5 protein-coding genes are annotated in these 7,394 nt (G+C 54.1%); 3 read left to right on the forward strand and 2 right to left on the reverse strand.

The genetic code is table 11. The features are described 5' to 3' along the window. Window positions 1-37 precede the first annotated feature (37 nt). Both ACLD11_RS05890 and ACLD11_RS05895 read right to left on the reverse strand, forming a co-directional pair. Complete coding sequence (locus ACLD11_RS05890; protein WP_411014665.1) at window positions 38-1,408, reverse strand: NAD-dependent succinate-semialdehyde dehydrogenase; 1,371 nt, start codon at window positions 1,406-1,408, stop codon at window positions 38-40. A 180-nt stretch (window positions 1,409-1,588) separates the two neighbouring features. Then, window positions 1,589-2,542 (reverse strand): Rpn family recombination-promoting nuclease/putative transposase, encoded by a 954-nt coding sequence (locus tag ACLD11_RS05895; protein WP_000749994.1) that lies wholly within the window; start codon window positions 2,540-2,542, stop codon window positions 1,589-1,591. 478 nt (window positions 2,543-3,020) lie between these two features. Between ACLD11_RS05895 and mdtM the strand changes: the two genes are divergently transcribed. The 3 genes from mdtM (at window position 3,021) to ACLD11_RS05910 (ending at window position 7,024) form a co-directional block, all read left to right on the forward strand. After that, window positions 3,021-4,262, forward strand: coding sequence for a multidrug efflux MFS transporter MdtM (gene mdtM / locus ACLD11_RS05900; protein ID WP_001188918.1), 1,242 nt, complete (start codon window positions 3,021-3,023; stop codon window positions 4,260-4,262). An 86-nt stretch (window positions 4,263-4,348) separates the two neighbouring features. Next, window positions 4,349-5,620 carry a DUF445 domain-containing protein gene (locus ACLD11_RS05905; protein WP_001033033.1) on the forward strand — a complete coding sequence of 424 codons (1,272 nt, stop codon included), beginning with the start codon at window positions 4,349-4,351 and terminating at the stop codon, window positions 5,618-5,620. 219 nt (window positions 5,621-5,839) lie between these two features. Continuing rightward, complete coding sequence (locus ACLD11_RS05910; protein ID WP_411014666.1) at window positions 5,840-7,024, forward strand: MFS transporter; 1,185 nt, start codon at window positions 5,840-5,842, stop codon at window positions 7,022-7,024. Window positions 7,025-7,394: the final 370 nt, after the last annotated feature.

The raw sequence follows: 7,394 nt of genomic DNA on the forward strand, positions 1-7,394 counted from the left end.
AGCCAGGCCCCTCCCGTTTTCAGAGGGGCAACAGGGATTAGCTGCGCACCACTACCAGCTTCTGGTTTACAAACTCCTTAATCCCCAGATCCGATAGCTCGCGTCCGAAGCCCGAACGCTTAACGCCGCCGAACGGCAGCTCCGCTGCGGTGTCGGTCAGCCAGTTGATATAAACCATCCCGGTTTCAATCCGGGAGGCCATGCGTTTAGCGCGCTCGATATCCTGACTAAACACCGCGCCGCCCAGGCCGTAGTGGGAATCGTTGGCGAGTTTTACCGCCTCGTCATCGCCTTTCACCACATACATCTGCGCCACCGGGCCGAAGAACTCTTCAAAGTACGCCGGATTGTCACGCGTAATGTGGGTCAGAATGGTCGGCTCAAAGAAGTTGCCTTTGCTCTCCAGCGGCTTGCCGCCAACGTGCAGCGTCGCGCCATTTTTCACCGCTTCCTCGACCTGTCTGGTCAATGTTTCCAGCGCATCTTTCGACGACAGCGGCCCCAGTTCGGTAGAAGCGTCCATCTGATCCCCCACCTTCACCTTCCTGAACGCCTCGGTGAACTGGCTGAGGAATTGATCGGCGATTTTCTCATGCAGGATAAAGCGCTTCGCCGCCGTACATACCTGCCCCGCATTAGTGAGCCGTGCCTGTACGCCAATTTTCACCGCTTTCTCAAGATCGGCATCATCCAGCACGACGAACACATCGTTCCCGCCCAGTTCCAGCGTCGATTTTTTAATGTGCTTCGCCGCCTGTGCCGCCACGGCGCTCCCCGCTTTTTCAGATCCGGTCAGCGCCGCGCCCTGCACGCGCGGGTCGGCGATGATGTTCGCCACCTGATCGGAGGAAATAAACAGGTTGGTCCATGCGCCTTCCGGCGCGCCGGCTTCGCGCACCAGATGGGCAAACGCCTCGGCGCAGTGCGGTACGATGCTGGCATGTTTCGCCAGCACCGGGTTACCAGCGGCCAGGTTCGGCGCCAGCACACGCATCAACTGATAGTACGGGAAGTTCCACGGCTCAACAGCCATGATGACGCCAATCGGATGATGTTCTACCCACGCGTCGCCAAACTCGGTTTTATAAGGCACCGGGGCAAGAAACTGCTTCGCGTTATCCGCATAATAGCGAGCGATCTGCGCGCACAGTTTGACTTCGCCACGGCTCTGCTCGATGAGCTTGCCCATCTCCTGGCTGGCGATTTTTGCCAGTTCTTCAACACAGTTGTCGATCAAGTCAGCCAGCTTATGCAGTACCGGCAGACGTTGGTCAATCTCTCCTTTGGACCAGTCGGAGTGATAGAGCGCGTCAGCTTTTTGCAGCGCGGCTTCAATATCCGCGTCCGTGTGCGGGGGGTACTCTTTAATGAGCTGATTATTGGCAGGATTCACTGTCTGGTAAGCCATATCACATGTCTCCTTGTTATCGTCATTAAGGCAGCCGTAAATGCCGCTCAGAACAATAAGGGTAGTAGAGATGGCTGGTGCTATCGGTAAAGTTCGGTATATTCGTGCGGTTATCAGCGATAATTATAGAGAGCGTTGCCCGGCGGGCACCGGGCCTGCAACATTCAGACTGGAACCGCGTTAGTGGCTAACATCCTGAAGCTCTTCAGCCGTAAGGCCGGTGAACCGCTGGACAGTCTCGCGGTCAAGTCCGTCCGCCAGCATCTGTCTGGCGATACGCAATGCGGCAACGTGCTGACCTTTTTCCAGCCCTTTTTCTAATCCTTCCTCCAGACCGACCTGTCTTCCTTGCCGTTCCCCTTTTCTGCGATCCGCTGCGCGGATCCTCTCTATCAGCGTCATCAGTCTCTCCTTAGTGTGCGGGACATGCCCTACCACATCACGAATAAACGTGGTGAAACGAGGCGTATGTCCGTGCTGAATCATAAGATAATTAAACAGCGCTTTAAGCTGCCTGTCATTAGCGCAACCAGTAACTAACAGCGAAGCAATCCGTTCAACCAGTCCCAGCAGGTCCCGCTGGCGGATATGTTTTTGGATGAGCTCCAGCAGCGCAATGCGGCGGTGCTGCATAATGTCATCATCCGATACCACCGTAATATCGACCAGCGGAAAGGCAGCGGCATAGAGTCTTCTTGCCACTTCCGGGTTCGCAAACTCATCCAGCCAGCACAGCGAAAAAGGATACGGGCTATCAACACCGTGATAAAACAGCATCGGCACCACCAGCGGAAGATGCTTATGCCCCGCATCCAGATGCTGTTGCATTGCCGCCATCGCATACCGCATCAGCCGAAACGCCATATGCGCATCCGGCGTACTCTGATGTTCAATCACGACATAGATATAACCGTCGCCCTCGCGCGTTTTCAGCGACCAAAGCACATCGGAATAATAGGCTCGCAGATTTTTTTCAATAAAACTGCCGGGTTCCAGCTTTAGCGTCCGCAGGTCGCAAAGCTGGCGTAACGACACCGGCAGATGAATCTCCATAAAATCGCGTGCGGTTTCCGGGTGGCGCAAAAAGGTTTTAAACACCGCATCATGCGGTGTTGAGGTCGTCGATTTTTTCATGGCGCTCCGTCACCCCAAACCAGGATGCTGCGACTCTACCTCCTGAAAATTCCTTTCTCATCCGTACCTTTTCAGCATTGCGAGGCGCGACGAAAGATAAATCCTGTTATCTGTAATGCACATGCATTTTCGGAACTGAACACGCAAAATACCAGCCTGCGCGCCCTGCCTTTATCTTTATTAACCAGACAAACTCTTTTGATTAACATCAAAATTTAATTACACTTAATGTGTATATTTTCCGTGCAACGTAAATTTCCCGAGGTGTGATGTGCTGATTGTTATCTGTAATCGCCACACGTTCTGACGAGATTCAGAACGCGTCTCTTCCTGTCTGTGTTTTCACCGGCAGCGTTTTTGATTACATGAAATTCAGTACATCCGCAGCCGCTGTTTCCATCGCCTGCCTGACGTCACGACGACGGTATTGAGTTTCGCTGTCCCATCATAGGGTTCTCCGACATGGAGCGCATTTTTTATGCAACGGATTATTCAGTTTTTCTCCCAACGCGCCACAACGTTATTTTTCCCGATGGCGCTGATTTTGTACGATTTTGCCGCCTATCTGACGACGGATCTGATTCAGCCTGGCATCATTAACGTCGTGCGCGATTTTAATGCTGACGTCAGTCTTGCGCCGGCCTCGGTCAGTCTCTATCTGGCGGGCGGAATGGCGTTGCAATGGCTTCTGGGGCCGCTATCCGACAGGATTGGCCGCCGGCCAGTGCTGATTGCAGGCGCATTAATTTTTACTCTCGCCTGCGCGGCAACGCTGTTGACGACCTCAATGACACAGTTTCTGGTTGCCCGTTTTGTGCAGGGCACCAGCATTTGCTTTATCGCAACGGTCGGCTACGTCACGGTACAGGAGGCCTTCGGTCAAACCAAAGCCATTAAGCTGATGGCGATTATTACCTCCATTGTGCTGGTCGCTCCGGTTATCGGCCCGCTCTCCGGCGCGGCGCTGATGCACTTCGTTCACTGGAAGGTACTGTTCGGTATTATTGCGGTGATGGGACTGTTGGCGTTGTGCGGCCTGCTGCTGGCGATGCCAGAAACGGTGCAACGCGGCGCGGTGCCGTTCAGCGCGGTGAGCGTACTGCGCGATTTTCGTAATGTGTTTCGCAACCCGATTTTTCTCACCGGGGCGGCGACGCTGTCGTTGAGCTACATCCCGATGATGAGCTGGGTGGCGGTGTCGCCGGTGATCCTGATCGATGCCGGCGGGATGAGTACTTCGCAATTCGCCTGGGCGCAGGTGCCCGTATTCGGCGCGGTGATCGTGGCCAATATGATCGTTGTGCGCCTGGTGAAAGATCCGACCCGACCGCGTTTTATCTGGCGCGCCGTACCAATTCAGTTAAGCGGGCTGGCGACATTGCTCCTCGGTAATCTTCTTCTGCCGCACGTCTGGCTTTGGTCTGTGCTGGGCACCAGCCTGTACGCGTTCGGCATTGGAATGATTTTCCCGACGCTGTTTCGCTTCACGCTTTTCTCCAACAACTTGCCAAAAGGGACCGTTTCAGCCTCGCTGAACATGGTGATTCTGACGGTGATGGCGGTGTCGGTCGAAGTTGGCCGCTGGCTGTGGTTTCACGGCGGGAGACTGCCGTTTCACCTGCTGGCAGCGGTGGCCGGGGTGATTGTGGTCTTCACTCTGGCGACACTATTACAGCGCGTGCGCCAGCATGAGGCGGCAGAACTGGCCGCTGAGAAGTAACTACTCTGCCGGATAGAGGCTTATCCGGCACAGGATAATCTGATGTTTTTTGCACGTTCCTGCCGTCTGGCTCTATCCTTAACCCTATGAATAAAATCGCCGAACTCAAACGCGCCAAACGCCTGGCGCTCTCACTGTTGCTGATAGCCGCCGCGACGTTTGTAACCACGCTTTTCCTGCCGCCCAGTTTCTGGGTGCTGGGCGTAAAAGCTATTGCCGAAGCGGCGATGGTTGGCGCGCTGGCGGACTGGTTTGCCGTGGTGGCGCTGTTTCGCCGCATCCCCATTCCGTTTATTTCACGACATACGGCGATTATTCCCCGTAACAAAGACCGAATCGGCGAAAATCTTGGGCAATTTGTGCAGGAGAAGTTCCTTGATACGCAGTCGCTGATCGCACTAATCCGCCGCCATGAACCCGCGCTGCTTATCGGAAACTGGTTCAGCCAGCCGGACAACGCCAGCCGGGTCGGGCAGCATCTGCTGCAAATTATGAGCGGCTTTCTGGAACTGACCGATGACGCCCGTATTCAGCGGCTGCTCAAGCGAGCGGTACATAAGGCGATTGATAAAGTGGATCTTTCCGGCACCAGCGCCCTGATGCTGGAAAGCATGACCAAAAACGATCGTCACCAGGTGTTACTCGATACGCTGATCGCCCAGCTTATCGCCCTGTTACAGCGTGACAGCTCCCGAACATTTATCGCCAGACAGATCATACGCTGGCTGGAGACCGAACATCCGTTAAAAGCGAAGATTCTGCCGACCGAATGGCTGGGAGAACACAGCGCTGAACTGGTCTCCGACGCGGTAAATTCTCTGCTGGATGATATCAGTCACGACCGCGCGCATCAGATTCGTCATGCCTTCGATCGCGCGACGTATAAGCTGATCGATAAACTTAAACATGATCCGGAAATGGCTGCCCGGGCAGAAAACATTAAAAGTTACCTGAAGGAAGATGAGGCGTTTAACCGTTATCTCGGCGAGATCTGGGCGGATCTACGCCAGTGGTTAAAAACAGATATCAACGCCGAAGACTCGAAGGTAAAGCAGCGCATCGCTCATGCCGGACAATGGTTTGGCGAGACGCTGATCGCCGACGACGCATTACGCGCCTCGCTTAACGGTCATCTGGAACAGGCCGCGCACCGGGTCGCGCCGGAATTCGCCGCCTTCCTGACGCGCCACATCAGCGATACCGTAAAAGGCTGGGATGCGCGCGATATGTCGCAGCAGATTGAGCTTAATATCGGTAAAGATTTGCAGTTTATCCGCGTGAACGGCACGCTGGTCGGCGGCGCTATCGGTCTGGTGTTATATTTACTGTCGCAAATACCGGCACTGCTCAGTATCTAAGAAGGGGAAGGCGCAATTCTCGTTCAGATTAACAGCCAAACCCCACACGTGGGAGGCATTAATTTAATGCCATTTCCCACCGATGCCCCTCTTCTCAATCCGTTATTCGCCTGCGCTTCACTTTCTTTTCTTGCAAATTTGAAACATTAATTTTACTTTTTATTATCATTTACAACAACAATCCGGCATTCCTGCCTTACTTGAGCAGAGAGAAATACCATGGTTCAGGGTCAGATCGCTTCACCTCGCCATCCCATTTTTACGGCGCTTTTCGGTATGATGGTATTAACGCTGGGAATGGGAATTGGCCGCTTTCTGTATACCCCCATGCTGCCGGTAATGCTGGCGGAAAAGCAGCTAACGTTTAACCAACTCTCCTGGATTGCCAGCGCCAATTATGCAGGGTACCTGGCGGGAAGCTTACTGTTTTCCTTTGGCCTTTTTCATCTCCCCTCTCGTCTACGCCCCATGCTGCTGGCTTCGGCGGTCGCCACCTGTATTCTTATTCTGTCTATGGCGATATTTACTCAGCCCGCGGTCGTCATGTTGGTGCGCTTCCTGGCAGGCGTCGCGAGTGCGGGAATGATGATTTTTGGATCAATGATTGTGTTGCATCATACCCGCCATCCGTTTGTGATCGCCGCGCTCTTTTCCGGCGTCGGGGCCGGGATTGCACTGGGCAACGAATATGTCATTGGCGGTTTACATTATGCGCTTTCGGCCCATTCGCTATGGCTGGGGGCCGGAGCGCTCGCCGGTATATTGCTATTAATCGTGGCAATGTTGATTCCCCCCCGCGCTCATGCGCTGCCGCCTGCGCCTTTAGCAAGACTCGAAAATCAGCCTATGCCCTGGTGGCAACTGGCGCTGTTGTACGGTTTCGCCGGATTTGGCTACATCATTGTCGCGACCTATTTGCCGCTGATGGCGAAAAGCGCGGGCTCTCCGCTACTCACGGCGCATCTTTGGTCGTTGGTCGGCCTGGCGATCATTCCCGGCTGCTTCGGCTGGCTGTGGGCGGCAAAACATTGGGGCGTCCTGCCATGCCTGACCGCGAACCTGTTGATCCAGAGCGCCTGCGTACTGCTGTCTCTCGCCAGCGACTCGCTGTTGCTGTTAATACTGAGCAGTATTGGTTTTGGCGCCACGTTTATGGGCACAACCTCGCTGGTGATGCCGCTTGCCCGACAGCTCAGCGCGCCGGGTAATATTAATTTGTTAGGCCTGGTGACGCTAACGTATGGTATTGGGCAAATTCTCGGTCCGCTCGCCGCCAGTCTGTCAGGCAATGGCGCGTCGGCAATTATCAACGCCACGCTTTGCGGCGCCGCGGCGCTCTTTTTTGCCGCGCTGATCAGCGCCGCACAGCAGATAAAACAAAAACGGTTTGTGATACGTGAATAAGCGGTAGAGTAAACCCGCGCTATCTGCACCGGGTTGTATCTTTAACGCTGTTCGCGGCGCAATGCGAATCTGTTTTTAATAGCACATCCTCAACACGTTATTTCAAGTTAAAAATGACACTAAAAACCATGCATATTTTATGGTTTTTAGTGTTATCAATCTGCCTATTATTTTATATACCCTTCATACTTCAAGTTGCTTATGTGTTGGCTACAGATTACCCGGCCCATCCATGGGCCTCGCCCTGACGGGCCGTCGCACGCGACGTTCAAATCTGCTCCCGGCAGATTTGTCGCTCACCCCAGTCACATAGTTATCTATGCTCCTGGGGACTCACTCCCTTGCCGCCTTTAAGCAACTCGAATTATTT

The sequence above is a fragment of the Salmonella sp. 741265116_PST genome, from assembly GCF_046567715.1.
GTDB classification, from domain to species: domain Bacteria; phylum Pseudomonadota; class Gammaproteobacteria; order Enterobacterales; family Enterobacteriaceae; genus Salmonella; species Salmonella enterica.

Coding starts and splice junctions, on each gene's coding strand:
- ACLD11_RS05890 (WP_411014665.1), bottom strand. CDS start 1,408: ATGGCTTACCAGACAGTGAATCCTGCCAATAATCAGCTCATTAAAGAG.
- ACLD11_RS05895 (WP_000749994.1), bottom strand. CDS start 2,542: ATGAAAAAATCGACGACCTCAACACCGCATGATGCGGTGTTTAAAACC.
- mdtM (WP_001188918.1), top strand. CDS start 3,021: ATGCAACGGATTATTCAGTTTTTCTCCCAACGCGCCACAACGTTATTT.
- ACLD11_RS05905 (WP_001033033.1), top strand. CDS start 4,349: ATGAATAAAATCGCCGAACTCAAACGCGCCAAACGCCTGGCGCTCTCA.
- ACLD11_RS05910 (WP_411014666.1), top strand. CDS start 5,840: ATGGTTCAGGGTCAGATCGCTTCACCTCGCCATCCCATTTTTACGGCG.